24 protein-coding genes and 1 tRNA gene are annotated in these 26,191 nt (G+C 72.5%); 15 read left to right on the top strand and 10 right to left on the bottom strand.

Annotated elements, in window-relative coordinates; all coding sequences use genetic code 11:
- Window positions 1–12 precede the first annotated feature (12 nt).
- Window positions 13–84 (bottom strand) — tRNA-Cys (locus ACIQUR_RS26445).
- A gap of 222 nt (window positions 85–306) precedes the next feature.
- Here ACIQUR_RS26445 and ACIQUR_RS26440 point away from each other — a divergent pair.
- The 6 genes from ACIQUR_RS26440 (at window position 307) to ACIQUR_RS26415 (ending at window position 6,414) form a co-directional block, all read left to right on the top strand.
- A complete protein-coding gene (locus ACIQUR_RS26440; protein ID WP_403668930.1) occupies window positions 307–1,782 on the top strand; it encodes an MFS transporter in 1,476 nt (491 codons plus the stop codon).
- 32 nt (window positions 1,783–1,814) lie between these two features.
- Window positions 1,815–2,012 carry an Arc family DNA-binding protein gene (locus ACIQUR_RS26435; RefSeq protein WP_385531896.1) on the top strand — a complete coding sequence of 66 codons (198 nt, stop codon included), beginning with the start codon at window positions 1,815–1,817 and terminating at the stop codon, window positions 2,010–2,012.
- Window positions 2,012–2,380, top strand: a complete 369-nt coding sequence (locus ACIQUR_RS26430; RefSeq protein ID WP_399944785.1) for a type II toxin-antitoxin system death-on-curing family toxin — start codon at window positions 2,012–2,014, stop codon at window positions 2,378–2,380. The genes ACIQUR_RS26435 and ACIQUR_RS26430 overlap by 1 nt, the downstream gene beginning before the upstream one ends.
- Window positions 2,381–2,676: 296 nt before the next feature.
- Complete coding sequence (locus ACIQUR_RS26425; RefSeq protein WP_399944788.1) at window positions 2,677–4,464, top strand: DEAD/DEAH box helicase; 1,788 nt, start codon at window positions 2,677–2,679, stop codon at window positions 4,462–4,464.
- 385 nt (window positions 4,465–4,849) lie between these two features.
- Window positions 4,850–5,491, top strand: a complete 642-nt coding sequence (locus tag ACIQUR_RS26420; RefSeq protein ID WP_399944790.1) for an IclR family transcriptional regulator — start codon at window positions 4,850–4,852, stop codon at window positions 5,489–5,491.
- A gap of 125 nt (window positions 5,492–5,616) precedes the next feature.
- Window positions 5,617–6,414 carry a S16 family serine protease gene (locus ACIQUR_RS26415; protein WP_403668924.1) on the top strand — a complete coding sequence of 266 codons (798 nt, stop codon included), beginning with the start codon at window positions 5,617–5,619 and terminating at the stop codon, window positions 6,412–6,414.
- On the opposite strand, the gene ACIQUR_RS26410 is transcribed toward ACIQUR_RS26415, so the two are convergent.
- The 4 genes from ACIQUR_RS26410 to ACIQUR_RS26395 form a co-directional block, all read right to left on the bottom strand.
- Window positions 6,344–7,687 carry an MFS transporter gene (locus tag ACIQUR_RS26410; protein ID WP_403668921.1) on the bottom strand — a complete coding sequence of 448 codons (1,344 nt, stop codon included), beginning with the start codon at window positions 7,685–7,687 and terminating at the stop codon, window positions 6,344–6,346. The two genes, ACIQUR_RS26415 and ACIQUR_RS26410, sit on opposite strands and share 71 nt — an antisense overlap.
- Window positions 7,684–7,875, bottom strand: a complete 192-nt coding sequence (locus tag ACIQUR_RS26405) for a hypothetical protein (protein ID WP_403668918.1) — start codon at window positions 7,873–7,875, stop codon at window positions 7,684–7,686. The genes ACIQUR_RS26410 and ACIQUR_RS26405 overlap by 4 nt, the downstream gene beginning before the upstream one ends.
- Before the next feature lie 258 nt (window positions 7,876–8,133).
- Window positions 8,134–8,775 carry a helix-turn-helix domain-containing protein gene (locus ACIQUR_RS26400; protein WP_403668915.1) on the bottom strand — a complete coding sequence of 214 codons (642 nt, stop codon included), beginning with the start codon at window positions 8,773–8,775 and terminating at the stop codon, window positions 8,134–8,136.
- Between the two features lie 96 nt (window positions 8,776–8,871).
- Entirely contained in the window at window positions 8,872–9,348 is a 477-nt protein-coding gene (locus tag ACIQUR_RS26395) for an Lrp/AsnC family transcriptional regulator (protein WP_403668912.1), read from the bottom strand.
- A 122-nt stretch (window positions 9,349–9,470) separates the two neighbouring features.
- Here ACIQUR_RS26395 and hppD point away from each other — a divergent pair, with 122 nt between their 5' ends.
- Window positions 9,471–10,616, top strand: a complete 1,146-nt coding sequence (hppD, locus tag ACIQUR_RS26390) for a 4-hydroxyphenylpyruvate dioxygenase (protein ID WP_403668909.1) — start codon at window positions 9,471–9,473, stop codon at window positions 10,614–10,616.
- 429 nt (window positions 10,617–11,045) lie between these two features.
- Here hppD and ACIQUR_RS26385 read toward each other — a convergent pair whose 3' ends face one another.
- On the bottom strand, window positions 11,046–12,725 hold the full coding sequence (locus tag ACIQUR_RS26385; RefSeq protein WP_403668906.1) for a tetratricopeptide repeat protein: 1,680 nt from the start codon (window positions 12,723–12,725) through the stop codon (window positions 11,046–11,048).
- A 97-nt stretch (window positions 12,726–12,822) separates the two neighbouring features.
- Between ACIQUR_RS26385 and ACIQUR_RS26380 the strand changes: the two genes are divergently transcribed.
- Window positions 12,823–14,202 carry an FAD-binding oxidoreductase gene (locus tag ACIQUR_RS26380; protein ID WP_403668903.1) on the top strand — a complete coding sequence of 460 codons (1,380 nt, stop codon included), beginning with the start codon at window positions 12,823–12,825 and terminating at the stop codon, window positions 14,200–14,202.
- 13 nt (window positions 14,203–14,215) lie between these two features.
- Here ACIQUR_RS26380 and ACIQUR_RS26375 read toward each other — a convergent pair whose 3' ends face one another.
- Window positions 14,216–14,692 (bottom strand): SsgA family sporulation/cell division regulator, encoded by a 477-nt coding sequence (locus ACIQUR_RS26375; protein ID WP_403668900.1) that lies wholly within the window; start codon window positions 14,690–14,692, stop codon window positions 14,216–14,218.
- Between the two features lie 283 nt (window positions 14,693–14,975).
- Here ACIQUR_RS26375 and ACIQUR_RS26370 point away from each other — a divergent pair, with 283 nt between their 5' ends.
- Window positions 14,976–16,619, top strand: coding sequence for an RDD family protein (locus ACIQUR_RS26370; RefSeq protein WP_403668897.1), 1,644 nt, complete (start codon window positions 14,976–14,978; stop codon window positions 16,617–16,619).
- 89 nt (window positions 16,620–16,708) lie between these two features.
- Window positions 16,709–17,509 carry an RDD family protein gene (locus tag ACIQUR_RS26365; protein ID WP_403668894.1) on the top strand — a complete coding sequence of 267 codons (801 nt, stop codon included), beginning with the start codon at window positions 16,709–16,711 and terminating at the stop codon, window positions 17,507–17,509.
- Window positions 17,510–17,513: 4 nt separating this feature from the next.
- Here the strand turns inward: ACIQUR_RS26365 and ACIQUR_RS26360 are convergent, their stop codons facing one another.
- Window positions 17,514–17,816: a hypothetical protein gene (locus tag ACIQUR_RS26360; RefSeq protein WP_403668891.1), complete on the bottom strand. Its 303-nt coding sequence runs from the start codon at window positions 17,814–17,816 to the stop codon at window positions 17,514–17,516.
- A gap of 443 nt (window positions 17,817–18,259) precedes the next feature.
- Here ACIQUR_RS26360 and ACIQUR_RS26355 point away from each other — a divergent pair, with 443 nt between their 5' ends.
- Both ACIQUR_RS26355 and ACIQUR_RS26350 read left to right on the top strand, forming a co-directional pair.
- The gene (locus tag ACIQUR_RS26355; RefSeq protein ID WP_403669122.1) at window positions 18,260–20,623 is read left to right on the top strand and encodes an immune inhibitor A domain-containing protein; all 2,364 of its coding nucleotides are present in this window, start codon (window positions 18,260–18,262) and stop codon (window positions 20,621–20,623) included.
- 141 nt (window positions 20,624–20,764) lie between these two features.
- A complete protein-coding gene (locus tag ACIQUR_RS26350) occupies window positions 20,765–21,130 on the top strand; it encodes a hypothetical protein (protein WP_403668888.1) in 366 nt (121 codons plus the stop codon).
- Window positions 21,131–21,237: 107 nt separating this feature from the next.
- Here ACIQUR_RS26350 and ACIQUR_RS26345 read toward each other — a convergent pair whose 3' ends face one another.
- A complete protein-coding gene (locus ACIQUR_RS26345; RefSeq protein WP_403668885.1) occupies window positions 21,238–21,834 on the bottom strand; it encodes a nicotinamidase in 597 nt (198 codons plus the stop codon).
- A 135-nt stretch (window positions 21,835–21,969) separates the two neighbouring features.
- Window positions 21,970–23,298, bottom strand: coding sequence for a nicotinate phosphoribosyltransferase (locus ACIQUR_RS26340; RefSeq protein WP_403668882.1), 1,329 nt, complete (start codon window positions 23,296–23,298; stop codon window positions 21,970–21,972).
- A 108-nt stretch (window positions 23,299–23,406) separates the two neighbouring features.
- Between ACIQUR_RS26340 and clpS the strand changes: the two genes are divergently transcribed.
- From clpS to ACIQUR_RS26325, 3 genes are all read left to right on the top strand, one after another.
- The gene (gene clpS, locus ACIQUR_RS26335; protein WP_399944824.1) at window positions 23,407–23,721 is read left to right on the top strand and encodes an ATP-dependent Clp protease adapter ClpS; all 315 of its coding nucleotides are present in this window, start codon (window positions 23,407–23,409) and stop codon (window positions 23,719–23,721) included.
- Window positions 23,721–24,332: a DUF2017 domain-containing protein gene (locus tag ACIQUR_RS26330; RefSeq protein ID WP_403668878.1), complete on the top strand. Its 612-nt coding sequence runs from the start codon at window positions 23,721–23,723 to the stop codon at window positions 24,330–24,332. The genes clpS and ACIQUR_RS26330 overlap by 1 nt, the downstream gene beginning before the upstream one ends.
- Before the next feature lie 334 nt (window positions 24,333–24,666).
- Window positions 24,667–26,100 (top strand): amino acid permease, encoded by a 1,434-nt coding sequence (locus tag ACIQUR_RS26325; protein WP_403668875.1) that lies wholly within the window; start codon window positions 24,667–24,669, stop codon window positions 26,098–26,100.
- Window positions 26,101–26,191 lie beyond the last annotated feature (91 nt).

Genomic DNA, 26,191 nt, shown 5'->3' with positions numbered 1-26,191 from the left:
TACGGCGCGCAGAGACCGCGACCGGAATCGAACCGGCGTAAACCGCTTTGCAGGCGGTTCCCTCAACCACTCGGGCACGCGGTCGTGCTGTGGTGCTCCGACCGTATGCGCGGCCGCCGCGGGGCCGGAAGGGATCCGGCGGGGACGCAACGCGACTGCCACAGCGCGTTCACAGTCCCCCGGGCGCGTCACGGTCCCCGGTGCCGGAGACGGGCGGTCCTAGGGCCCACGGACCAGACGGGATCCGCCTCATTGACCTCTTCCCGGACAGGGACGATTGCCGGTGTTGCCCCTTACCCTGAGGCGATGAGCGCCACCGAACCGCAGACCTCGTCGTCAGCGACCACCGCCCCGCCGCCCGTGCCCGAGCCGCAGGGCGGTGTTCTGGGTTCCGCGCACCGGGCGCTCACCATCGGCATCGTCACCGTCGTGCTGCTCATCGCCTTCGAGGCCACGGCCGTCGGCACCGCGATGCCGGTCGCCGCCCGCGAGCTGGACGGCGTGGGCCTGTACGCCTTCGCCTTCTCCTCGTACTTCACCACCAGCCTCTTCGGCATGGTGCTGGCCGGGCAGTGGTGCGACCGCCAGGGCCCGCTGCGCTCGCTCACCACCGGCATCGCCGCCTTCGCCGCCGGCCTGGTGCTGTCCGGCACCGCGGGGGCCATGTGGCTCTTCGTCCTCGGGCGGGCCGTGCAGGGGCTGGGCGGCGGGCTGGTGATCGTCGCGCTGTACGTGGTGGTCAGCCGGGCCTACGACGAGCGGCTGCGGCCCGCGATCATGGCGGCCTTCGCCGCGAGCTGGGTGGTGCCGTCCATCGTCGGTCCGCTCGCCGCCGGCACGGTCACCGAGCACCTCGGCTGGCGCTGGGTGTTCGTCGGCATCCCGGTGCTGGTGGTCTTCCCGCTGCTGATCGCGCTGCCCGCGATACGCCGCACCGCGTCCGGGCCCGCGGACCCGACGGCCCCGCCCGTCGCCTTCGACCGGCGCCGGATCCGGCTCGCCTTCGGGATCTCCGTAGGGGCCGGGCTGCTCCAGTACGCCGCCCAGGACCTCCGGTGGCTGTCGCTGCTGCCGGGTGCCGTGGGCGCGGCGCTGCTGGTGCCGGCCGTGCTGGGGCTGCTGCCGAGCGGCACCTACCGGGCGGCCCGCGGGCTGCCGGCCGTGGTGCTGCTGCGCGGGGTCGCGGCCGGGTCGTTCATCGCCGCCGAGTCCTTCATCCCGCTGATGCTGGTGACCCAGCGGGGGCTGAGCCCGACGCTGGCCGGCTTCTCGCTGGCCCCGGCCGGGCTCACCTGGGCGCTCGGGTCCTGGGTGCAGGCGCGGCCGTGGGCCGAGAAGTACCGCGAGCGGCTGGTCGTGGGCGGCATGGCCGTGGTGGCGGTGTGCATCGCCGCCGTGCCGCTGGTGCTGATCGAGACCGTGCCGGTGTGGCTGCTGGCCGTCGTGTGGGGCCTGGCCTGCTTCGGTATGGGCCTGGTGATGGCGGCGGGCAGCGTGCTGCTGCTGAAGCTGTCGGCGCCGGAGGAGGCGGGGGCCAACTCGGCCGCCCTCCAGATCTCCGACGCCCTCGCGAACGTGGTGCTGCTGGCCGGCGGCGGCGCGGCCTTCGCCGCCCTCGGCGGCGGCTCGGTGGGCATGGCCCACGCCGCGGCTTCCTCCGACGCGGCCGCCTCCCACCCGGGGGCCTTCGCCGCGGTCTTCCTGCCGATCGCGTGCGTGGCCGCGGTGGGCGTCTGGGTGGCCTCCCGGCTTTCACCCGCACGGGGCGCCGAAACCGGGTGACACCGGCTGGTACCACGCGGTACCGTCGTGTCATGGCTGGTTTGAACGTGAGGTTCACCGAGGAAGAGCTGGACGCGCTCCGCGAGCGTGCCGAGGCCGAGGGGCGGAGCATGCAGTCCTTCGCGCACGACGCCGTCATCAGAGCCGTAAACGAACACTCGCGCCTCTTCAACGAAGCGGCCGAGCATGTGCTGAAGGCGAGTGAGGAGCTGAACCGGAGGCTCGCCTGATGCACTACCTGACCCTGCCCGAGCTGCTGAACCTCGCGCAGCGGCTCGGGGCCAGTGACGTGCGTGATTTCGGTCTGCTGGACTCGGCCCTCGCGCGGCCCCAGTCGAGCGTGTTCGGCCAGGACGCCTACCCCGACGTGTGGCAGAAGGCCGCTGCGCTGATGGAATCGCTGGCCCGCAATCACGGGCTCGTCGACGGGAACAAGCGGATCGCCTGGTACGCGACCTGGGTCTTCCTGCACATGAACGGTCACCCACTGGACGCCCAGTTCGACGTGGACGAGGCGGAGCAGTTCGTGCTCGACGTGTGCCAGGGAGCGCTGGACGTCCCGAAGATCGCGGCACAGCTGCCCCGCTTCGCAGCCTGACGGCATTGACCCCGGTGCCCCGCGCCGCCCGGCGCGGGGCACCGGTGCGTCCGGCCCCGCCCGCCCGGCCCGGGCACTCGTATTCCCCCGCGCCCCCGGATGTGAGTCTCGCCGCACCCCCCGAGGTCACGGCCTCGTCTGCCCGCACGTGGGTCGGCGGCACCGGTAGGGTGGCCCGGTTGTCCTTACGTACGACCGCCCTTGAGCCCGCACGACGTGCCCGTCCCGCACGTGCCGGCGGGCCCGTCACTGCGCGTGCGACCGCCCGTACAGCCGAGAGCCCCGAACCGGAGACCGTGACTACTACCGCCTCCCACCACCTCTCACCCGCCTTTCCCGGCCGTGCCCCGTGGGGTACCGCCAGCAAGCTGCGTGCCTGGCAGCAGGGGGCGCTGGACAAGTACATCCAGACGCAGCCCCGCGACTTCCTCGCCGTCGCGACGCCCGGCGCCGGCAAGACGACCTTCGCGCTCACCCTCGCCTCGTGGCTGCTGCACCACCACGTCGTGCAGCAGGTGACCGTGGTCGCCCCCACCGAGCACCTGAAGAAGCAGTGGGCCGAGGCGGCCGCCCGGATAGGCATCCGGCTCGACCCCGAGTACTCCGCCGGACCGCTGAGCAAGGAGTACCACGGCGTCGCCGTCACCTACGCCGGTGTCGGCGTGCGCCCGATGCTCCACCGCAACCGCTGCGAGCAGCGCAAGACGCTCGTCATCCTCGACGAGATCCACCACGCCGGCGATTCGAAGTCCTGGGGCGAGGCCTGCCTGGAGGCATTCGACCCGGCGACCCGCCGCCTCGCGCTCACCGGAACCCCTTTCCGTTCCGACACGAATCCCATTCCTTTCGTCACGTACGAGGAAGGGAATGACGGAATCAGGAGATCGTCCGCCGATTACACGTACGGATATGGGAACGCTCTCGGCGACGGGGTGGTTCGTCCCGTCATTTTCCTGTCCTACAGCGGAAACATGCGGTGGCGCACGAAGGCCGGCGACGAGATCGCGGCCCGCCTCGGCGAACCCATGACCAAGGACGCCATCTCGCAGGCCTGGCGCACCGCGCTCGACCCGCGCGGCGACTGGATGCCCAACGTGCTGCGCGCCGCCGACCAGCGGCTGACCGAGGTCCGCAAGGGCATCCCGGACGCCGGCGGCCTGGTCATCGCCTCCGACCAGGACTCGGCCCGCGCGTACGCCAAGCTGATCCGCGAGATCACCGGCACCAAGGCCACCCTCGTGCTCTCCGACGACGCCGGGGCCTCCAAGCACATCGACACCTTCAGCGGGAACGACGACCGCTGGATGGTCGCGGTCCGCATGGTGTCCGAGGGCGTCGACGTGCCGCGCCTCGCCGTCGGCGTGTACGCGACGACGATCTCCACCCCGCTGTTCTTCGCCCAGGCCGTCGGGCGCTTCGTGCGCTCCCGCAGGCGCGGCGAGACCGCCTCGGTGTTCCTTCCGACGATCCCCTACCTCCTCGGTTTCGCCAACGAGATGGAGGTCGAGCGCGACCACGTGCTCGACAAGCCCAAGAAGGAGGGCGGGGAGGAGGACCCGTACGCCGAGTCCGAGAAGGAGATGGACGAGGCGAACAAGCAGCAGGACGAGGACACCGGCGAGCAGGACATGCTGCCCTTCGAGGCGCTGGAGTCCGACGCCGTCTTCGACCGCGTCCTCTACGACGGCGCCGAATTCGGCATGCAGGCGCACCCGGGCAGCGAGGAGGAGCAGGACTACCTCGGCATCCCCGGCCTGCTGGAGCCCGACCAGGTGCAGCTGCTGCTCCAGAAGCGGCAGGCGCGCCAGATCGCGCACAGCAAGCGCAGGCCCGACGCCGAGGCCGACCTGCTGGAGCTGCCGGCCGAGCGGCGCCCCGTCGTGTCGCACAAAGAACTGCTGGAGCTGCGCAAGTCGCTCAACACCATGGTCGGTGCGTACGTCCACCAGAGCGGCAAGCCGCACGGCGTGATCCACACCGAGCTGCGCCGGGTCTGCGGCGGCCCGCCGAGCGCGGAGGCCACCGCCGGGCAGCTGCGCGAGCGCATCAAGAAGGTCCAGGAGTGGGCCACCCGGATGCGCTGATCCGGATTCGTACGAAACGTGGACGAGGGCCCGTGCGGAGGAACGCACGGGCCCTCGCCGTTGACCGCGGAGTGCGGTCGACCATACCGATGGTAATGAAACGGTAAATCCCTTTCGGGTCGTATAAGGTCCCCGGTGTCGAAGACCTTGGTCCCGAAACGGCGCAAATTGCTTGCTACCGCCCGGATTCTGGACGAGGGCTTCCGCTCAGCGGACCCGGTCGCTACATTTCCCCGCATTGAAACGCCCCGTGGCAGCGCCGCCGCGGAGCGCAGCCGGTGCTCATGGCCTTTATCCGGCGGCCTCTCCGTGCGTCGCCGATGGGACCGGCAGCGCTACCGCCCCGTGAGAGATCACCGCCGCTCACCACAGAGGGAGAGGCGTCGTGACCGCGGAAACCTCCCAGACTCTCGACAGAGGACTTCGAGTCCTCAAACTCCTTGCCGACACCGACCACGGTCTGACCGTCACCGAGCTCTCCAACCGGCTCGGCGTCAACCGCACCGTGGTCTACCGGCTCCTCGCCACGCTCGAACAGCACGCGCTGGTCCGCCGTGACCTGGGCGGCCGCGCCCGCGTCGGCCTCGGCGTGCTGAGGCTGGGCCGCCAGGTCCACCCGCTCGTACGCGAGGCCGCGCTGCCCGCGCTCCGCTCGCTCGCCGAGGACATAGGCGCCACCGCGCACCTGACCCTCGTCGACGGCACGGAGGCCCTCGCGGTCGCCGTGGTGGAGCCCACCTGGACCGACTACCACGTCGCCTACCGGGCCGGTTTCCGGCACCCGCTGGACCGCGGGGCCGCCGGACGCGCCATCCTCGCCGCCCGCCAGAACGCCCCCGACGACCCGGGGTACACGCTCACCCACGGCGAGCTCGAAGCCGGCGCCAGCGGTGCCGCCGCACCGCTGGTCGGGATCACGGGCCTGGAGGGCAGCGTCGGCGTCGTCATGCTCGCCGACGCCGTGCCCGAGCGCGTGGGCCCGCGGGTCGTCGACGCGGCCCGCGAGGTCGCCGACGCCCTGCGCTGACGGCCCGACCGCGTACGCACTCCCCCCACGCGCGTACGTGCACGACCGCCCCACCGGCTCCGGGCGCACAGCCGCCCGGAGCCGCCCGGAGCCGTCCCGAGCACCCGGCCCGCTAGATTGGCCGGGTGCTCTCACGCCTCACTCGTCTGCCCCGCCCCACCGCCCTCGGCATCTGCGCGGCCCCCGTGCTCGCGCTGCTCGCCGTGGCGGCCTTCGCCCCGCTGCCCTTCGCGCTCGCGCGTCCGGGGCTGACGGCGGACGTCCTGGGCTCCCAGAAGGGCAAGCCGGTCATCACCGTCACCGGCGCCCCGACCCGGAAGACCGAGGGGCAGCTCAGGATGACCACCATCCTCGCCACCGGCCCCTCCGTCGACGTGGGCCTCGGCGAACTGGTCGGCAGCTGGTTCCGCACCGACCGGGCGGTGCTCCCCAAGGAGGCGGTCTACCCGACGGGCGGAAACGACGAGGAGATCGAGCAGCACAACCTGGAGCAAATGCAGAAGTCCCAGGACGCCGCGACCGCCGCGGCCCTCGGCTACCTCAAGAAGGACCCGAAGACCGTCAAGGTCGACCTCTCCCTCGCGGACGTGGGCGGCCCCAGCGCCGGCCTGCTGTTCTCCCTCGGCATCGTCGACAAGATCGACGGCGACGGCAGCGGCGGCGACCTCACCGGCGGCCGCGTGATCGCGGGCACCGGCACCATCACCGACACCGGCGAGGTGGGCGCGGTCGGCGGGGTGGCCCTGAAGACCCAGGCCGCCAAGCGCGACGGCGCGAGCGTCTTCCTCGTGCCGAAGGCGGAGTGCTCCGACGCCAAGGCCGAGCTGCCCGAAGGGCTGCGGCTCGTCCCGGTCACGACCCTGTCGGGTGCGGTGTCCGCCCTGAAGGCGCTGGAGAAGGGCGGCTCGGTCCCGAGCTGCTGACCGGCTCCGCGGCCACCACGGCGTACTCCGGGCCCATCGTCCGCCAGGACGGGAACACCAGCGGCGAGAGCGTCGCCAGCAGGTACGCGGCCCCGAACGCCAGCAGCGCGCCGGTCACCCCGGCCCCCTCGACCAGCAGTCCGGCCGCCAGACCGCCCAGCGGCATGGCCAGCTCGCACCCCGCGGTGGACACCCCCGCGACCCGGCTGCGCAGCTCCTCCGGAACCCGCTCGAAGACCATCGTGGTCAGGATCGGGTTGAGCATCCCCGCCCCCAGGCCCGCCAGCACCATCGTCACCGCCAGCGGCGTCACCGTGTCGGTCGCCGCCGCCACCGCCCACCGGGTCGGCCCGCTGACCAGGAAGGCCGCGGCGAACACCGCCCGGCGCGGGAACCGCTCGCCGACCGCCCCGTACAGCAGCGCGCCCAGCAGCGCGGCCCCGCCGAACAGGGCCACCAGCAGCCCCAGCTGCGCCGCCCCGCCCAGCTCCTCGCGGGCGTGCACCGGCAGCAGCACCGCGCCCCACGCCTGGTCGAGGCCGTTGGTGACCATGACCATCACGGTCACGCCGAGCAGCAGCCGGCTGCGGACCAGGAAGGCCCAGCCCTCGCCCAGCTCGGCCCGGTACGAGGCGAGGGAGACGGCCCCCGCGCCGGGCCGCGGCTCGGCCGCGGCCACCCCGCGCACCCCGAAGGCGACCAGCGCCGCGGACACCAGGAACGTGCCGGCGTCCAGCAGCAGCACGGACTCCGCGCCCAGTACGGCGATCAGTACGCCGGCCAGCGCGGCGCCCAGCATCCGGGCGCCGCGCGAGACCCCGTCGTACAGGCTCGCGGCCCGGGTGACGGTGGTCCCGGCGTGCAGGGCGAGGTTCGGCAGCAGCACCCCGCGGGCGGTGAGCCCGGGGGTGTGCACCAGCCCGCCGACGGCCATCAGCGCGCAGAGCGTCCAGAACTCCAGCAGCCCCGCGTGGTGCAGCAGCGGGATCGCCCCCACCGACGCGCCGCAGACCAGGTCGGACAGCACCGACACGCGGCGCCGGCCGATCCGGTCGATCACCGGGCCGCCGGCCAGGGCGGCCACCACGATGGGCAGGGTCGCGCAGAAGGCCACCACCCCGGCCCGCGCCGGGCTGCCGGTGGTCTGGAGCACGAACCAGGGCACCCCGATCAGGGTGAGTGAACTGCCCGCTATGGAAACGGTGTTGGCGGCCAGCAGGGCCGCGAGCGGCCCCCTGTGGGAGGGGGCCGCCGGGTGCGCGGTACCGGTCATGCCGCGGGCGCGGGGTGCATGAGGCGGGTGCCGGCCCCGACCAGCGCCTCGCCGAGGCGGTGCCGCAGGCCGTGGGCGCGGGCGGCCCGGCCGGCCTCGTGGGCCAGGTGCCAGTCGCGGGCCGCGGCGCGGAGCTCGGCGGCGCGGGCGCAGTGGGCCTGGGTGTGGGTGTCGCTGAAGGTGTGCATGGCAGGACTCCTTCTGTGGGGTGTGGGTGCGCGGACCGGGGTCCGGGCACGTGGGTGCGCGGGCCGGGGTCCGGGCGGGGGAGGGCGCGCCGCGGCCGGGGTGGGGGCGCGGAGGCCCGTACGCCGCGGTGGACGCGCGGCGGTGGACGCGGCGGGTCGGGTGCCGCGGGGAGGGGTCGCCGCCGTGCGGGCCCGGCGGCGCGACGGGCGGCGGGTCAAGTGCCGCCCGGTGTCAGGGTGTCGTGAGGAGGGTGCGGGCTAGTCGGTGGTGCCCTGGTCCTGGGTGCGGGGCAGGGCGTGCACGTGGAAGCGGACCATCCGGGCGTCCTCGGCCGGCTCGGTCCGGTCGTAGCTGTTGATCACGTCGTGGAGCTTGCGGACCAGCTCGGCGGTCTCGGCTGCCGTCAGTCGCAGGGTGAAGTCGCTGAGGTCCGAAGCCAGTTGCCATTCCTGTGGCCAGTCGTGCGAGTTCGCGATCCAGGTGCTCGCCTCCTGGGCGTGGATCGTCGCGACCTCGTGCCGGAACAGGTCGACCGCGCCCCGGACCTCGGGGTTGGGGTCGATGGCCACCGATTCCGGCAGCCGGGTGCCGTAGTGGGCGGACTTCCACCACCGCTCGCGGCCCTTGCCGTGCTCGGGCGCGTCCTCGACGAACCCGTACGCCGCGAGCTGGCGGAGGTGGTAGCTGGTGGCTCCGCTCGACTCGCCCAGCTGCTCGGCGAGTTGGGAGGCGGTGGCGGGGCCGTTGGAGCGCAGCGCCTTCAGCAGGCGCATGCGCAGCGGGTGCGCGAGTCCCCGGAGGGTGCGGGCGTCCAGTTCGTGGACGGTCCGGTCGGGCCGGTCGGACGGGGCCTTCGCGGCCCCGGCGTCGGGCGCGGGGCCTTCGGGATTCTCGGGCATGGCACCACCCTAGAGTTGCAAAGAAGTCTGTGCAAGGGTTTCTTTGCAACTACTTCTCTGCATCTCTGCAGGGGCTTTCCCGCCGTCCGCTCCCGGCTACTCCTCGGGGTCCTCGGCGGCCTGCTCGACCAGCGGGATGACGCGCAGCGGCACGGGGTTCTCCATCACGATCGCCGTGGACGCGCGCACGATCCCCTCGAAGCCCACGACCCGGTCGATCACCCGCTGGAGGTCCGCGTTGGAGCGCGCCACCAGCCGGCACAGCATGTCGCCGTGCCCCGTGGTCGTGTGGAGTTCCAGCACCTCGGGGACGGTGGCCAGGTGGGCCCGTACGTCGGCGCCCTGGCCCTGCTTGATCTCCAGCGTCGCGAAGGCGGTCACCGGATAGCCGAGCGCCGCCGGGTCCACCTGCGGCCCGAAGCCGCGGATCACCCCGTTGGCCTGCAGCCGGTCGAGGCGGGCCTGCACGGTGCCGCGCGCGACCCCGAGGCGGCGCGAGGCCTCCAGTACGCCGATGCGCGGTTCGCGGGCGAGCAGCACGATCAGCCTGCCGTCCAGGCGGTCGATCCCCATGAGCCCTCCTGGGCTGGTCATCCTGTACAGGGCGCCCGCCGATACTCCCACCCAGCTGGTCATATTGCACAGCGAAACAAGAAACTATTGCGCAGCTTGTGGAACAGCGGGAATCTGCGCTCATGACTGAGACCCTGGATCACACCCCCGACACCGAGCGCGAGGCCGACCCCTTCCCGGTGAAGGGTATGGACGCGGTCGTGTTCGCCGTCGGCAACGCCAAGCAGGCCGCGCACTACTACTCCACGGCCTTCGGCATGAAGCTCGTGGCGTACGCCGGCCCGGAGAACGGCAGCCGTGAGACCGCGAGCTACGTCCTCACCAACGGCTCCGCCCGCTTCGTCCTGACCTCGGTCATCAAGCCGACGACCGACCACGGCCGGTTCATCGCGGAGCACGTCGCCGAGCACGGTGACGGCGTCATCGACCTCGCCATCGAGGTGCCGGACGTCCGCGCCGCGTACAAGTACGCCGTCGAGCAGGGCGCGCGCGGCCTGGACGAGCCGTACGAGATCGCCGACGAGCACGGCACCGTCGTGCTGGCCGCGATCGCCACGTACGGCCAGACCCGCCACACGCTGGTCGAGCGCGCCAACTACACCGGCCCCTACCTGCCGGGCTACACGGCCGTCGACCCGCTGGTCGCGCCGCCGGCCAAGCGGACCTTCCAGGCGATCGACCACTGCGTCGGCAACGTCGAGCTGGGCCGCATGGACGAGTGGGTCGGCTTCTACAACAAGGTCATGGGCTTCACGAACATGAAGGAGTTCGTGGGCGACGACATCGCGACCGAGTACTCGGCGCTGATGTCCAAGGTGGTCGCGGACGGCACCAAGAAGGTGAAGTTCCCGATCAACGAGCCGGCGATCGCGAAGAAGAAGTCGCAGATCGACGAGTACCTGGAGTTCTACAACGGCCCGGGCGTGCAGCACATCGCCCTCGCCACGAACGACATCGTCAACACCGTGCGCAGCATGCGCGCGGCCGGCGTCCAGTTCCTGACCGTGCCCGACGCGTACTACGACACGCTCGGCGAGTGGGTCGGCGACACGCGCGTGCCGATCGACGAGCTGCGCGAGCTGAAGATCCTCGCGGACCGGGACGAGGACGGCTACCTGCTGCAGATCTTCACCAAGCCGGTGCAGGACCGCCCGACCGTCTTCTTCGAGATCATCGAGCGGCACGGCTCGATGGGCTTCGGCAAGGGCAACTTCAAGGCGCTGTTCGAGGCGATCGAGCGGGAGCAGGAGAAGCGCGGCAACCTCTAGCCGTGCGGCGCGTCTCGGATACCGGCCCACCGTAGCGAGTGGTGGGCCGGTACCCCGCGCCCACCACGGGGGCTCCGCCCCCGTACCCCCGCGCCTCAGTCGCCGGCGGGGCTTGATCTTCGCCCCCGGCGGCACATTCGTGCCGGGGCCGGGAGCCGGGCTCCGTGCCCGGTGCGTGACACCACCGCCCACTCCAGCCTCGCCGGCGTTTGAGGCGTGGGGGTCCCCCCGGACGGAGTCTGGGGGAGGGGCTGGGGCGGAGCCCCGGTTCGGGAAGGGGCGGGGTGGGGGAGAGCTCCGCCTCGGCCCGGCAGCGCCGGGCCGGCCGACTTCGGGGCCGCGGACCCGGGCGCTGGTGGGGGGCGCCCGGGACCCGCGGCCCCGACTCCGACACCGGCAACCGGCAGTCAGCTACCGCTACCGCTACCGCTACGGGGTCGCCCCCGCCCGCTTCGGCAGGGTGCCGGCCGCCTCGCGCTCCGGCGCCGCGGGAGCCGGCTCCGGCCGCGCGGGAGCCCGCTTCGGCTCGGCAGCCGCCCGCGGGGCACGCTTCGGCTCAGCAGGGGCCACACGCTTCGGCCGAGCCGGATCCGGATCCGGATCCGGATCCGGATCCGGATCCGCGTCCCCACCCGCACCGGCACCGGCACCCGCACCCGCCGCCGCAGGCTTCGGCTTCGGCATGTCCGGCGGCACCCACGGAGTGACCGGCCGCACGTGCTCCGGCCCACCCGCCGCCGGCTGGCCGATCGCCTCCAGCGCCGACTTCGCCAGCGGCGCCCGCACCGGCGAGAACACCGGGTTCGTCCGCAGCGCCTCCTGCAGGTGCCGCCGCGCCGCGGCCTCGTCGCCCAGCGCCCGCTCGATCTCCGCCCGGTGGTACGCGAACTCCGCGCTCCGCAGCCCGGGATCCGTCGCCTTCATCGCGTACTCCAGCGCCCCGGCGTCGTCGCCGGTCCGGTGCAGCGCCCACCCCAGCGCGTCCGCCACCTGCATGCTCTTCGCCCGGCCCCACTCCGCCCGCAGCATCCGCACCGCGGCCGCCGGGTCGCCGTGGTCCGCCTCGAACAGGCCCAGCGTGACCGTCTCGTTCACCCCGTGCGCGGCCTCCCGCGCCACCAGACCCCGCAGCACCGCGTACGGCTCCGCCGCCTCCTCCCGCTGCCCCGACGCCTCCAGCAGCTCGCCCAGCTCCAGCGCGAAGCCCGCCTCGGGCACCTTCTCCAGCGCCTTCCGGTAGTCCGCCACCGCCTCGCCCGTGCGGCCCAGCGCCGCCAGCACCCGCGCCCGCCCGCCCAGCGCCCGGGCCTGCGCCGGATCCGTGCGCAGCGCCGCCTCGTACCGCGACAGCGCCTCCGCCGTCTCGCCGCGCTCCCAGAACAGCTCGCCCGCCCGGTAGAGCACGTACGCCTTCTCCGCCGGCGTCTTCGCCGCGCCCGCGGCCTGCTCCATCGCGGCCATCGCGTCCTCGCGCCAGCCCCGGTCCCGGTACACCTGGGCAGCCCGCAGGTACGCCGCCAGCCCCGGCCGCAGCGAGACCAGCTTCTCCATCGCCTTCTCGGCGGCCTTGTAGTCCCCGATCCCGGAGTACGCGTCCACCAGCACCGGGTACGCCGTCCAGCGCCCCGGCGACTGCGCCCGGACCAGCTCGCCCCACCGCTTCCCCGTGGCGAAGTCCCGCCGGGCGTTGGCCAGTGCCCCCATCCCGACCATCGCCTCCAGGTTGCCCTTCCCCGCCGGCCGCAGCTCCAGGGACCGCTTCAGCGCCCGCTCCGCCCGCGGGAAGTCCCCGGAGTCCGCGGTGCGGCGCGCCTGCTCCAGGTACGCCGTGCCGAGCACCGCCCACGAGCCGTCGTCCCGCGGGTGCGCGCGCAGCCACCCCTCACGGTCGGTGATGAGCGTGCCCAGGTCCGCCGCGGCCGCCGGGGCGCCCATCCCCACGGCCGCCATCGCCCGCAGCTCGGCCCGGGGCGGGCGGTGGTCCACGGCGTCCGGACGGGCGGGCCGGATCACCAGGGCACCGGCGATCAGCACCACCGCCGTGGCGGCGGTCAGCGCGGTCCTGCGCCGGCTGAAGGTCACGGGCGGTCGCTGGGATTCCTCTTCCATGCGCTCACTGTGCGTCAATATGAAGAGCTTTCCGGGGCTGTCCGAACCGGTTCGCCGCCGGGTTCACACCGATGGCCCTTGGTGCCAGGCTGAGGCCATGGACGATCTCCGCGCCACGCTCACCGGCAGGCTCCTCGAAGGCCTTCCCGCCGAGGCCGTGCTCACCGACCCGGACGTCACCGCCTCCTACGCCACCGACATGGCGAGCTTCTGCGCCGCCGGCCGCCCCGCGGTGGTCGTCCTGCCGCGCACCGTCGAGCAGGTGCAGCACGTGATGCGCACCGCCACCGCGCTGCGCGTCCCGGTCGTCCCGCAGGGCGCCCGCACCGGCCTGTCCGGCGCCGCCAACGCCTCCGACGGCTGCATCGTCCTCTCCCTGCTGAAGATGGACCGGATCCTGGAGATCAGCGCGGTCGACCGGATCGCCGTGGTCGAACCGGGCGTCGTCAACGCCGCGCTCTCCCGCGCCGTCGCCGGCCACGGACTCGCCTACCCGCCCGACCCCTCCAGCTGGGAACAGTGCACCATCGGCGGCAACATCGGCACCGCCTCCGGCGGTCTGTGCTGCGTGAAGTACGGGGTCACCGCCGAGTACGTGCTCGGGCTCGACGTCGTGCTGGCCGACGGACGGCTGCTGCGCACGGGCCGCCGTACCGCCAAGGGCGTCGCCGGGTACGACCTCACGCGGCTGTTCGTCGGCTCCGAGGGGAGCCTCGGCGTCGTCGTACGCGCCGTGCTCGCCCTGAAGCCGGCCCCGCCCCGGCAGCTCGCGCTGGCGGCCGAGTTCCCGTCCGCGGCCGCCGCCTGCGCCGCGGTCTGCGCGGTGATGGAGCGCGGGCACACCCCCTCGCTGCTGGAACTGATGGACCGTACGACGGTCCGGGCCGTCAACCGGCTCGGGAAGATGGGGCTCCCGGAGACCACCGAGGCGCTGCTGCTCGCCGCCTTCGACACCCCCGACCCGGCCGCCGACCTGGCCGCCGTGGGGGAGCTGTGCCTGGCGGCCGGGGCCACCCGGGTCGTCCCCGCCGAGGACGAGGCGGAGTCCGCCCTGCTGCTCCAGGCCCGCCGGCTCGCGCTGACCGCGCTGGAGACCCTGCGCCCGGCCACGATGATCGACGACGTGTGCGTGCCCCGGTCGAAGCTGGCCGAGATGCTGGCCGGCACCACGGAGATCGGCCGCACGTACGGGCTGACCATCGGCGTCTGCGCGCACGCCGGGGACGGCAACACCCACCCCGTGGTCTGCTTCGACCCGGCGGACGAGGACGAGGCGCGCCGGGCCCGCGAGTCCTTCGACGAGATCATGGCGCTGGGGCTCGCCCTGGGCGGGACCATCACCGGCGAACACGGCGTCGGGGTGCTGAAGAAGGAGTGGCTGGCGCGCGAACTGGGGCCGGTGGGCGTCGAGATGCAGCGCGCGGTGAAGCAGGCCTTCGACCCGCTGGGCCTGCTGAACCCCGGCAAGCTCTTCTGACCGGTCCCGCCGGTCACTCGCCCTCGCCGGACTCGTCCGACGGCCACGGGTCGCGCAGCCACAGGTCGTCCGCCGGGGTGGGCGTGAGCAGTTCGGCCAGCGCGTCGTCCAGGCCGAGCCGCTCGGACTCCGTACCCGGCGGGACCGCGCGCAGGGTGCGCTCCAGCCAGGCCGAGACGGAGGTGGCCGGCGCCTCCAGGAGGGCGTCGCCGTCGGGGGAGCTGAGGGCCACGCAGATCACGCTGTGCGCGTCGACCTTGGTGGGCCAGATGCGCACGTCGCCGTGGCCGCACGGCCGGAACACGCCCTCGACCAGCAGCTCGCGGGCGAAGGTCCAGTTGACCGGGGCGCTGGAGCCGACGTGGAAGGTGATGTGGACGGCGTACGGGTCGTCCGCGCGGTACGTCAGCCGGGCCGGGACCGGAATGCTGCGCTCGGGGGACAGGACCAGCTTCAGTTCGAGCTCTCGCTCCACGACGGTGTAGTGCATGGGTGTTCCTCTCTGGGTGTGCGGCGGGCGGTGGCACGTGGCCCGCTACCCCGAGAGAGCACGGTGACGGCCGGGTATGACGCGACTTCCGTGAACGAGCGCCAGGTTGGCCGAAATCGGTCGGATGACCGGAAGTCGCCCCCGCGGCCCGAGGTCGCCCGATGGCGGCCTTTCTCCCGTTCCCGGTCCTGGAGGACGGTGCTTCTTGGCTAAGGTCTCCCCCAGGCACAAGCGGAACGGCACGCGGCACGAGCGGCACTGGCGGACGATCGGAGTTGGGGACATGACGGCCTCCCCTGGTGACGGAGAGACGGCGCCCCGAGAGGGCTACTACCCGGACCCGTCCATCCCGGGCTTCGTCCGGTACTGGAACGGCTCCGCCTGGGTGCCGGGTACGAGCCGCCCGGCCGCACCGGCAGGCGCGCCCGGCACCTCCGCGCGCCCCGCGCCGGCGCCCGCGCCCCCCTCGCAGCCCCACGCGCCCGGCACCGAGGACGCCGCCGCGGTACCGGCGGCGGAGGAGACCGGGCCGGTCTTCTTCGACGAACTCCCGGAAGCGGACGCCTCCGAGGGCGGCACCGGGGACCGCGCCGGGGATGCCGCCGCGGCGGCCCGTACCGGGGACGCGGTGCCCGAGGACGCGGTGCCCGAGGACGCCGTGCCCGGGGCCCGCCGCCCCGGCGACCCGCGGGCGCGTGACCCCCGTACCGGCGCCGAGCCGTCGGACGCCCGCCCCGAGTGGAAGGCCGACGTGGCCCAGCAGTCCGGCTTCGGCGGCGACCGCGACCGCAAGGTCACCTGGGGCGAGCCGGCGGCCGCCAGGGCCGCGGCCCCGACCGTCGCCGACCCCGGCACGGAGTCCGCCGAGCGGACCGACGAGGCCGCCGCGCCGGGCACCGCCCCGTCCGTGCCGGCCCAGGCCTCGCCCGCCGCCCCGGCACCGGCGGTGGTGCTGGCCAAGTCCGGTGCGGCCGCGTCCGACGGGCCGGCCGCCCCCGCGTCCCTCGCCGGGACCGGGCCCGGCACGACCGCCCCGGACCGGCCGGTCTGGCCGGAGGCGGGCAGCGCCGCGGCCTCCCCGGCGCCCGCGGCCACCCCGTCCTCCCCGGCGCCCGCGACGTCCGCCGCGCCGAGCGCCTCCACCGCGGCGGCCGCCACCGCGCCGGCCGTCACCACACCCGCCTCCACCGCGCCGGCCTCCACCGCGCCGGCCGCCCCGACCGCGGCCGACGCCCCCGCCGTGAGCCCTGCCCCGGTCCCGTCGGCCGCCCCGTCGGCCGCCCCGGTCTCCCCGTCGGCCTCACCGGGTGCCGCGGCCGGCGGCCCCGCGCTGCCGGCCGGCTGGCCCGCGGCCGGCGTGCCCGCCCAGGCCGGCGCCCCCGGCCAGGACGCCGCGGGCTGGCGCCCGCCCACCGACGAGCTGTTCCAGCGCATGGCCGAGGAGGCGAGCCGGCCCGCCGGGCTCGGCCGCAGGCTCGGCGCCCGGATCGTCGACTCCCTCGTCACCGGCGCGGTCACCGCCGCCGCGGCCCTGCCGTTCGTGACCCCCGCGACCGAGCACATCGAGGACAAGATCGACGCCGCCAAGCTCGGCGGAGAGACCGTCACCGTCTGGCTGCTCGACGGCACCACCGGCGGCTACCTCGCCGCCGTCCTCGGTGTGTACCTCGTCTTCGGTGTGCTCTACGAGGCGGTCCCCGTCGCCCGCTGGGGGCGGACCCTCGGCAAGAAGCTGTTCGGGGTGCGCGTGTGCGGACTGGAATCCCGGCAGCCGCCGTCCTTCGGCGCGGCACTCGGCCGCTGGCTGGTGTACGGGGGCCTCGGGATCCTCGGCGTCGGCCTGTTCAACGCCCTGTGGTGCCTGGTGGACCGGCCCTGGCGGCAGTGCTGGCACGACAAGGCGGCGGGCACCTTCGTGACCCGCTGAGCCACCCGGCGAGGCGTCCCGCGGCGGCCGTTCCCCCGAACGGCCGCCGTCCCGTTGCGGGCCCGGACGGCCCGGGTTCTGCTCGGGCCATGAGTACCGACCAGCCGCCGCCCGGCCAGCCGCCGGAGGACGATCCGTTCCTCAAGAAGCCGCAGCCGCCCTCGGGCGGCGACCCGTACGGCACGCCCCCGCCCCCGCCCGGCGGTTCCGGCGGCGCAGGGGGCGAGCCCCCGCCTCCGCCGCCACCCCCGTACGGCGGAAGCGGTGACCCGTACGGCGGCGGGAGCGGCGGGCCGTACGGCGGTGGAACCGGCGGCCCGTACGGCGGCGGCGGCCCGGGCGGCCCCTACGGCGGCGGGCCCGGCGGCCCGTACGGGGGAGGGGGCTACGGCGCCCCGGACCCGCTGGCCGGCATGCCCCCGCTGGCCGACTTCGGCAGGCGGCTCGCCGCCCGCGTGATCGACCTGCTCCTCATCGCCATCCCGCTGGCGCTCCTCCAGATCCCCTTCAACACCGACCGCTGGGTGGTGAAGACGGACCAGGGCGAGGACGCGACCGAGATCATCACCAAGGCGTACAAGGGCACCGGTCTGGTGTGGCTGATCATCGAGATCGCGGCGTACGTCCTCTACGACTGGTACATGACGAAGAAGAACGGGCAGACCCTCGGCAAGCGCCTGCTGAACCTGCGCGTGGCGATGCTCAACGACGGCAGCGTTCCCGGCAGCAACCCGGCGCTCACCCGCGCGGCCGTGCTCTGGATCCCCACGCTGCTCTGCTGCGCCTGCCTCTGGCCGCTCGTACTCATCATCACGATGCTCACGGACAAGCCCTACCGGCAGGCCCTGCACGACAAGGCCGCCAAGACCGTGGTGGTCACCACGACCTAGACCCCTAGTGGTGTACGGGAGCCTCGGCGGGCAGCTGTTCCGCCGTACGCGGCTCCGGCACCCTGGCCCCCGCGCCGGCCCCGGCGTCCTCGGAGAGTGCGGCCGCGGAGCTCTTCCGAGCCCCGCGCGCCGCCCTCTTCGGCGCGGGGACCGTGACGGCGACCAGGAGCCCCAGCAGCAGCGCGGCGGCCGAGATGACGGCGACCCCGATCCCCGTGCTGGTCTGCGACAGCAGCAGCATGGCGATGGTCGAGGCGATGACGGTGGCGGACCCGTAGGCGAGCTGTGCGGCAGTGGGACGCGGCATGGCGGTATCCGTCCTCAAGGCATCGGAGGGGGAGTCTGCTCGACTGGGGCACCGTCAAGTGACTCTACGACGGTGGATGCCCGGAGGGAACGCCCGGTAAGCGTGACCTAACCCACGGTGCCGGAGCATGGGGGGCGCACGGGGTCACTCCGCACGCCGTCGGTCGGGTGGGCGCGCCCTGCGAAACGGAATGATTCGGACCTATGGGGAACGTCCGAAATGCGGAACGGCCGTCCCGCATAGTGCACTTGACCAGGCCAAGTCAAGGTCTGTCTTTTCTCGCGTTACTCCGGTCAAATGTCGTCACTTGAGACGCGTGCTGCGCCGGACCGACCCCTCACTTTCGCTCCGTGCCTGCGGCCGCGGGAGGGGAACAACATCAAGTGAGCAGGAACACCTCGTCCAAGCGACGAGTCATCCGCGCTGCCGCGGTCACCGTGACCATGGCCGCCTGCGCGGCGACGATGTCCGTCTACACCATGGCCCAGGCCGACGAGCAGTGGACCACCACTGCCGCCGCCGACAAGGTCGCGGACCAGAAGGACCCGTCGGCGAAGGCGCTGAAGTCCGACCACGAGTACGAGGGTCCGTTCAGCAAGCAGCAGGAGCAGGCCCGCAAGGCCGCCCTCGAGGCCGTCGCGTCCGGTGAGAAGCCGGTCGAGACCCGCCGCGGCGGCTCCAAGGTCGTCAAGCTCGACGACCGCAAGTACGTCGAGCTGAACCGCGAGCGCACGGACAAGATCTTCACCATCCTCGTCGAGTTCGGCGACAAGGTCGACAACACGACCATGTTCGACCCGGACGGCGACGGCCCGCTGGAGCCCGTCAAGAAGTACGGCGGCGACCCCGGTCCGCTGCACAACAAGATCGCGAAGCCGGACCGCACGCAGGACAACAGCACCGCGTGGCGCTCCGACTTCAACCGTCAGTACTTCCAGGACCTGTACTTCGCCCCGGCCTCGTCGGGCAAGCACTCCCTGAAGACGTACTACGAGAAGACCTCCTCGGGCCGCTACTCGGTCTCCGGCACGGTCACCGACTGGGTCAAGGTCCCGTACAACGAGGCCCGTTACGGCTCGAACTACTGCGGCCAGTCCAACTGCGCCAACGTCTGGGACACCGTCCGCGACGGCGTCACCGCGTACTACAAGAAGCAGAAGGCTGCCGGCAAGACCGACGCCGAGATCAAGGCCACGCTGCAGAAGTACGACGTCTACGACCGTTACGACCACGACGGCGACGGCGAGTTCAACGAGCCCGACGGCTACATCGACCACTTCCAGATCGTCCACGCGGGCGAGGACGAGTCGGCCGGCGGCGGCGTCCAGGGCGAGAACGCCCTGTGGGCCCACCGCTGGTACGCCTACGGCACCGACGCCGGTTCCACCGGCCCGTCGGGCAACAAGGCCGGCGGCACCCAGATCGGCAAGACCGGCATCTGGGTCGGCGACTACACGATGCAGCCCGAGAACGGCGGCCTCGGCGTCTTCGCCCACGAGTACGGCCACGACCTCGGCCTCCCGGACCTCTACGACACCTCCGGTGGCGGCGAGAACTCGGTCGGCTTCTGGTCCCTGATGTCCGCCGGCTCCTGGCTCGGCATGGGCAAGGACTCCATAGGCGACATGCCCGGCGACATGACCGCCTGGGACAAGTACCAGCTCGGCTGGCTGAACTACGACGTGGCCAAGGCCGCGACGAAGTCCACCCACAAGCTGGGTGTCGCGGAGTACAACACCAAGGACAAGCAGGCCCTCAAGGTCACGCTGCCCAAGAAGAAGGTCACCACCACCGTCGTCAAGCCCGCCGCGGGCTCGAAGCAGTGGTGGAGCAACATGGGTGACGACCTCAAGAACACCCTGTCCCGCAAGGTGGACCTCACCGGCAAGGCCAAGGCCGAGCTCAGCCTCAAGGGCTGGTGGGACATCGAGAAGGACTACGACTACCTCTACACCGAGGTGTCGACCGACGGCGGCAGCAACTGGACGCCGCTCGACGGCACGGCCAACGGTGTCGCCATCCCGCGCGACGCCGCCAACAAGCCGGCGCTGACCGACGTCTCCGGCGGCTGGAAGAACCTGAAGTTCTCCCTGGACGCCTACGCCGGCAAGAAGATCGACGTCCGCTTCCGCTACCAGACGGACGGCGGCGCGGGCGGCAAGGGCTTCACCGCCGACTCGGTCAAGGTCGTCGCCGACGGCGCGACCCTGTTCTCCGACGGTGCCGAGAACGGCCTGAACGGCTGGACCGCCAAGGGCTTCTCCGCCATCGGCGAGTCCTTCTCGAAGTGGTACGCCCAGTACTACTTCGCCGAGAACCGCCAGTACGTCTCGTACGACAAGACCCTCAAGGTCGGCCCGTACAACTTCGGCTTCGCCGCCTCGCGCCCGAGCTGGGTCGAGCACTACAGCTACCAGACCGGTCTGCTGATGTGGCTGTGGGACACCTCGCAGAAGGACAACAACACCAGCGTCCACCCGGGCGCCGGTCTGATCCTTCCGATCGACTCGCACGCCAAGCCGATGAAGTGGAAGGACGGCTCGATCATGCGCAACAAGATCCAGCCGTTCGACGCGCCGTTCTCGAAGTACGACTCGAAGGCGTTCACCCTGCACAAGGCGGACGTCGCGACGGTCATCGGCGCCCACAAGGGCATCCCGGTCTTCAACGACCGGACCGGCACCTACTGGTACGCGTCGAACCCGACGGGCAGCGTCAAGACCGCTGACACCAACACCAAGATCTCGATCGTGGACCAGCCGCTGAGCGGCAACACGATCACGGTCCAGGTGGCCCCGGCCTCCTAAGGCCAGGTAAAACCGCAGGTCACAGCAGTATCGGCCGTCGCCCTCTAGCGGGCGGCGGCCGATCGCGTTTAGATGCCTGGTGCGGGGTGCTTGTTGACACCCCGGTCAACGGAGTCCATCTCGACGGGGGAGACGAAAGGGATGCCAGGCGGAGGTTTCGTCAAGTTGCCCGGCGGCAGCGTGGTGGTCGCACTCACGCTGCCCAGACCATCGGGCGGGCCGTCCGGAGCGGACGGCAAGGTGCGGGTGCTGGTGCACGCCGCGAACCGGGCCCGCGCCCTGACCAGGTTGCGGAACCTCGGGATGCGGGCGGTGTACCTGCGCGGGAACGCGGAGCCGCCCACCCCGGACGAGGTGACGGCGGTCCTGCACCACCCGGACGGCCTGCTGTGGCGGGGCGCCCCGGAGGACCCGCCGTGCCCCGCCCGGGCCGCCGGCGCCTGGGGGCAGCCCCAGGAGCTCTGGCACCCCATACGGGCCCTCCTGAGGGGCTCGCCGGCGGGCTGAGGCCGCTGCCGGGCCGGCCGAGGCCCCTCCCGGGCCGCACCCGGCCCGGAGCGGCCCCCTCCGCGCGGCCCTCTCCGGGGACGCCGCCTCCGGGCCGCCGTCCCGGGCTAGCGGACCACCGGCTGCCCGGAGAGCTTCACGCCCGCCTCCCGCAGCTCCTCCAGAGCCGCGGCGGTGGTGTGCGGGGCCACTCCGGCGGTCAGGTCCAGCAGCACCTGCGTGGTGAAGCCCGCCCGGGCCGCGTCCAGGGCCGTGGCCCTCACGCAGTGGTCGGTGGCGATGCCGACCACGTCCACCTCGGTGACCTCGCGGGCGCGCAGCCAGTCCGCGAGGCCCGTGCCGTTCTCGTCGGCGCCCTGGAAGCCGCTGTACGCCGCCTCGTACGCGCCCTTGTCGAAGACCGCGGCGATGGCGCCCGAGGCGACGGCCGGGGCGAAGTTGGGGTGGAAGCCCACGCCCTCCGTGCCCGCCACGCAGTGGACCGGCCAGGAGCGCTCGTAGTCCGGCTCGGCCGGCGGGTGGGCGAAGTGGGAGCCGGGGTCCACGTGGTGGTCCCGGGTGGCCACGACGTGCCGGTAGCCCGGGGTGGCCTGGCCGATCAGCTCGGTGATGGCGGCGGCGACGTCCGCGCCGCCGGAGACCGCGAGACTGCCGCCCTCGCAGAAGTCGTTCTGGACGTCTACGACGATCAGTGCCCTGTGCATGGCGCGGTCCTTAGTGAGAAGTGACGGATGTGGTCGGTGGCGGCTCCCCTGGAGGCCTTTCCCCCACCCGGTGGGTGGGGGAAACCCGGGCGGGCCGGGGCCCGGGGCGGGCGCCGCGGCCGTGCGCCCGCGCGGTCAGGCGTATTCGGTCGGGATGACCGCTTCGCCCCGCGAGAGCTGCAGCGCGGACATCGGCAGCCCGCCGCGCGCGGCCCGGTGCCGGGTCCGGGCGGCCTCCAGCGGCTCGCGACCGGTCACCTCCCCGCCCTTGACCAGCTCGACCAGCAGCTGCCGGCCCGACAGCGCCGCGGGCACCGGGCCGGTGCCCACGACCTCGGCCTCGGCGACGCCCTGCTCGTCCAGCCGGCGGGCCGCCCACTTGCGGCCGCCGTGCGAGACCTTGCCGCCGCTCGACTTCTTGGCCACCGGCTGGAGCGGGGCCTTCGGGTCGGCCGAGGTGGCCCGGGCCACCAGCTTGTAGACCATCGAGCAGGTCGGGTGCCCGCTGCCGGTGACCAGCTGGGTGCCCACGCCGTACGCGTCCACCGGGGCCGCCGCCAGGGAGGCGATGGCGTACTCGTCCAGGTCCGAGGTGACCACGATCTTCGTGTTGACCGCGCCCAGCTCGTCGAGCTGCTGCCGCACCCGGTGGGCCACCAGGAGCAGGTCACCGGAGTCGATGCGGACCGCGCCCAGGTCGGTGCCGGCCACCTCCACGGCGGTGCGGACGGCCTCGGCCACGTCGTACGTGTCCACCAGGAGGGTGGTTCCGCGGCCCAGGGAGGCCACCTGGGCGGTGAACGCGTCGCGCTCGGTGTCGTGCAGCAGGGTGAAGGCGTGGGCGCTGGTGCCGACGGTCGGGATGCCGTACCGGAAGCCGGCGGCCAGGTCCGAGGTGGAGGTGAAGCCGCCGACGTACGCGGCGCGCGAGGAGGCCACGGCGGCCAGCTCGTGGGTGCGCCGGGCACCCATCTCGATCAGCGGCCGGTCCCCGGCGGCCGAGGCCATCCGGGAGGCGGCGGCCGCGATGGCCGAGTCGTGGTTGAGGATCGACAGGATCACGGTCTCCAGCAGCACGCACTCGGCGAAGCTGCCCTCGACGCGCAGGATCGGCGAGCCGGGGAAGTAGACCTCGCCCTCCGGGTAGCCCCAGATGTCACCCGAGAAGCGGTACGAGGAGAGCCAGTCCAGGGTGCGCATGTCCACGATCGCCCGCTCGCGCAGGAACTCCAGCACGGCGCCGTCGAAGCGGAAGTTCTCCACCGCGTCCAGCACGCGTCCGGTGCCCGCCACGACTCCGTAGCGGCGCCCCTCGGGCAGGCGGCGGGTGAAGACCTCGAAGACCGAGCGGCGGTCGGCCGTGCCGTTGGCCAGCGCGGCCTGCAGCATCGTGAGCTCGTAATGGTCCGTGAAGAGCGCTGTCGACGGCACGTCCACCGGCAGGCCCAGGTCCGCAGGGTTCATGTCAGGGATGCTACTCCACATCTCGTCAAACTGACGAGATCTCCCGCGTGCCGTTGCGCCGTCAACCGGCAAGCCCCCGCTCGGCGGCCGTCACGGCGAGGTGGCAGCATGGGACGAGTGAGTGTTGCTCCCATTGAGATCGAACGCACCGAATCGGCCGAGGAGACCCGCGCGGTCCCTGAACCGGACGTCCCCTGGGTCACCCTGGTGCACAACGACCCGGTCAACCTCATGAGCTACGTGACCTACGTCTTCCAGGCCTACTTCGGCTACTCCAAGGACAAGGCGCACAAGCTGATGCTGGACGTCCACCACAAGGGTCGGGCGGTGGTCTCCAGCGGGACCCGCGAGGAAATGGAGCGCGACGTGCAGGCCATGCACGGCTACGGCCTGTGGGCGACCCTCTCGCAGGACCGCGGCTGATGGCCGCGCGTCCGGGCACCTTCGTGCCCCTCAAGGGCGGCGGCGCGGCCGTCGCGCTCGACGAGATCGAGATCTCCATCCTCCGCTCCCTGGCCGTGCAGCTGCTGGAGCTCATCGGACCCGGCGACGAGCCCGCCGAGGACGCCGACCCGCTCGCCGCCCTCTTCGCCGAGGGCCCGAGCGAGCCCCCGTCCGACCCCGCACTGGCCCGCCTGTTCCCCGACGCCTACGGCAGCCCCGACGGCCCGGCCGAAGGCGAGGACCCCGAGCAACTGCGGTCCCGGTCCGCGGAGTTCCGCCGGTTCACCGAGAACGACCTGCGGACCCGCAAGCGCGAGGACGCGCTGGCCGTCGTACGCAGCCTCGACGCCCTCACTCCCGCCGGGGACGGCGGCGCGGTGCTCGAACTGACCGGCGAGCAGCCGCTGCGCTGGCTGGGCGCGCTCAACGACCTGCGCCTGACCATCGCGGCCCGGCTGGAGATCGCCGAGGACGACCAGGTCGAGCAGCTCTACCGGCTGCCCGACGAGGACGTGCGCAAGCCGATGGTGATGGCCTACCTCTGGCTGGGCGGGCTCCAGGAGACGCTGGTCGACACGCTGGCGACGTGATGTCCTGAGGGCCCCGGTTTGAGCATCCCCTGAGGTGTTCGCTCAGAGGACCCTCAAATCCGGATAACGATCAGATCACCGCGATGCGGTGATCTGATGTTTTTGTGGGCCGGTGTCCCGAATTTCCTGTGAGCTGTGTCCCATTTCGTACCGCGGATCATCGTTTCAACCGTGATAGATCTTCACGACCGCCGCGGGCACCACCCCTGCTCGGGGCGGCGCTTTGGGCCGACTGACCGTCGGCGTGCACTCCATCCGTATCCGGGGGGATCGAGGACCCGATCCGCAGCCACTTCAGAAGGCGCGGGTCGGCAATGGAGAAAGGCGCACCACCATGACCTCAGCGCAGGTCGAAAAGCAGCACGACGGCAATGAGGCCGAGGGTTCCGCATCCGGCGAGGGATACCACCGCGCGCTCGGCGCCCGCCAGATCCAGATGATCGCGATCGGCGGCGCCATCGGCACCGGCCTCTTCCTGGGCGCGGGCAAGGCCATCTCCAAGGCCGGCCCCAGCCTGATCCTGGCGTACGCCATCGCGGGCCTGGTCATCTTCTTCATCATGCGGGCGCTGGGCGAACTGCTCATGTACCGCCCCGTGTCGGGCTCCTTCTCGGAGTACGCCCGCGAGTTCGTCAGCCCCTTCGCCGGCTTCGTCACCGGGTGGACGTACTGGCTCTTCTGGGTGGTCACCGGCATCACCGAAGTCACCGCGGCCGCCCAGTACATGGCCTTCTGGACGCACGACAGCTTCCCGCAGTGGGCCTACGCGCTCATCTTCACGGTGATCCTGTACGGCGCGAACCTCATCTCCGTGAAGCTCTTCGGCGAGCTGGAGTTCTGGTTCTCCATGGTCAAGGTCACCGCCATCGTCGGCATGATCCTGATCTGCGCCGGCATCCTGACGATCGGCTTCTCCGACGCCGCCGCCACCGCCTCGGTCTCCAACCTCTGGAACGACGGCGGCTTCTTCCCCAAGGGCCTCGGCGGCACGCTGATGACCCTCCAGATCGTGATGTTCGCCTTCCTCGCCGTCGAGCTGGTCGGCGTCACCGCCGGCGAGTCCAAGGACCCCGAGAAGACCCTCCCCAAGGCCATCAACACCGTGCCGTGGCGGATCGCCGTCTTCTACGTCGGCGCGCTGATCATGATCCTCTCGGTCGTCCCGTGGACCCACTTCCAGCCCGGCGTCAGCCCCTTCGTCGCCGCCTTCGAGAAGATGGGCCTCGGCGTCGGCGCCGCGATCGTCAACTTCGTCGTGCTCACCGCCGCCCTCTCCTCCTGCAACTCGGGCATGTACTCCACCGGCCGCATGCTGCGCGACCTCGCGCTCAACGGCCAGGGCCCGAAGTTCTTCACCAAGCTCACGAAGAACGGCACCCCGCTGGTCGGCACCACCTTCTCCGCCGCCCTGATGCTCGTCGGCGTCTGGATCAACTACGTCGCCCCCGGCAAGGCCTTCGACTACGTCGTCTCCTTCGCCACCATCTCCGGCATGTGGGCCTGGATCATGATCCTGGTCTGCCAGATCCGCTACCGCGCCAAGGCCGACCGCGGCGAGCTGCCGACCTCGCCCTTCCGGGCGCCCGGAGCCCCGTACACCAGCTGGTTCGCGCTGCTCTTCATCGGCATGGTCATCGTGATGATGGGCGTCGACAAGGACGCGCGCGTCTCGCTCTACTGCGCGCCGCTGTGGGGCCTGGTGCTGTTCGTCTCGTACCAGTTCCTCAAGAGCCGCAACCCCGAGAACGCGGCCTTCGCCAAGCGCTGAGCCGACCGGCCCGGGGTGCTCCCCGGGCCCTGGAACCGGCCTCGTGTCCAGCATCCGGGCCCTTCCGTACCATCCGTCGGTACGGAAGGGC

This window comes from Streptomyces sp. NPDC101132 (genome assembly GCF_044759225.1).
Taxonomy (GTDB): Bacteria; Actinomycetota; Actinomycetes; order Streptomycetales; family Streptomycetaceae; genus Streptomyces.
The sequence above is the reverse complement of the archived record's forward strand: the minus strand, read 5'-3'. Positions and strand labels throughout refer to the sequence as shown.